Source organism: Leisingera sp. F5 (assembly GCF_001593695.1).
Genome location: NZ_LUKH01001045.1, coordinates 1 through 1,325 on the forward strand (window position 1 = coordinate 1; position 1,325 = coordinate 1,325).

Sequence of the window (1,325 nt, forward strand, 5' to 3'; positions counted from 1 at the left end):
CGATTGGCGGCGTTACCACTTGGCGCGATGCAGCTGAGTTCATGGCGATGGGGGCCGGCAACGTGCAGGTTTGCACCGCGGCGATGACCTATGGTTTCAATGTGGTCAAGGAAATGATCTCGGGCCTGTCCACCTGGATGGACGAGAAGGGTTACACCTCCACCCAGGACTTCATCGGCATGGCGGTTCCGAATGTGACTGACTGGCAGTACCTGGACCTGAATTTTGTGACCAAGGCCAAGATCAATCAGGACGATTGCATCAGTTGCGGCCGCTGTTTTGCGGCCTGCGAGGACACCTCGCATCAAGCGATTGCGATGAGCGAGGACCGGGTGTTCACGGTGAAGGACGACGAATGCGTCGCCTGCAATCTTTGCGTGAATGTCTGCCCGGTTGAAGGCTGCATCACAATGGAAGAAGTGGCCGCGGGTCAGATTGACGAGCGCACCGGCGAGGTGGTCTCGGACGATTACGCCAACTGGACAACACATCCGAACAACCCGGCAGCTACGGCTGCGGAGTAATCCGCCGCCTGGGCCCGGCCCCGGGTGTCCTCCCGCCCGTCGTCGGCCTCCTGCCGGAGGCGCTCCTCCCGTTGGGCCCGGCACCGCGCAAGGCGCGGTGCCGGGCCCAACGCCGTTCAATACGCATCAGCAAGGCTGATGTATTTTGCGGGGGCGGGAGCGCTTTGCTGCCGTTGGCATTCCGGGGTCAGCTTTGCGGTGTAAGCATCCGCCGATACAAGGTTTCCAGGTATTGCGGCGCTGCATCGAAAGGGTCTTCATCCCCCATCAAAGTGCGTACCTGGGCATCGAAATCGGCGTAATGCTGGGTTAGCGACCAGATCGAAAACAACAGATGTTTGGGATGCGCACGGTTGATCCGGCCGGCATCCATCCAGCCTTGCAGAAGCTGTGCTTTTTCCTCCACCAGTCCGTTCAAGTCGCTGGCGATCACGTCGTGCAGCCGGGGTGCCCCCTGTACAATCTCATTGGCATAAAGCCGGCTTTCGCGCGGAAAATCCCGGCTCATCTGCAGCTTGCGCTGCACATAGGCGAGGATCTCCTCCAGCGGCTCGCCGTCGGGGTCCAGCGCCCGCAGCGGGTCCAGCCAGGTGTCCAGCAGCCCGGCCATCAGTTCGTTGAAAATCGCTTCCTTGGAGGGGAAGTAATACAGCAGGTTCGGCTTGCTGAGTCCTGCCGCTTTGGCGATCTGGTCCACGGTGGAGCCTCGGAAGCCGTGGCTGGAAAACACATCCAGCGCGGCCTCCAGTATGGCGGCGCGATTCTTTTTCTGAATTCGGGTTGGCGCGCGGTCTGCAGGCA

2 protein-coding genes are annotated in these 1,325 nt (G+C 60.8%); one reads left to right on the forward strand and one right to left on the reverse strand.

All coding sequences use genetic code 11. From position 1 onward, the window contains the following. Positions 1-524, forward strand: a 524-nt coding sequence (locus tag A2I95_RS38695) for a 4Fe-4S dicluster-binding protein (protein ID WP_291737692.1), incomplete at its 5' end; no start/stop codon positions are given. 187 nt (positions 525-711) lie between these two features. On the opposite strand, the gene A2I95_RS38700 is transcribed toward A2I95_RS38695, so the two are convergent. Next, positions 712-1,325: TetR family transcriptional regulator C-terminal domain-containing protein (locus tag A2I95_RS38700; protein ID WP_291737693.1), on the reverse strand; the 614-nt coding region annotated here is incomplete at its 5' end.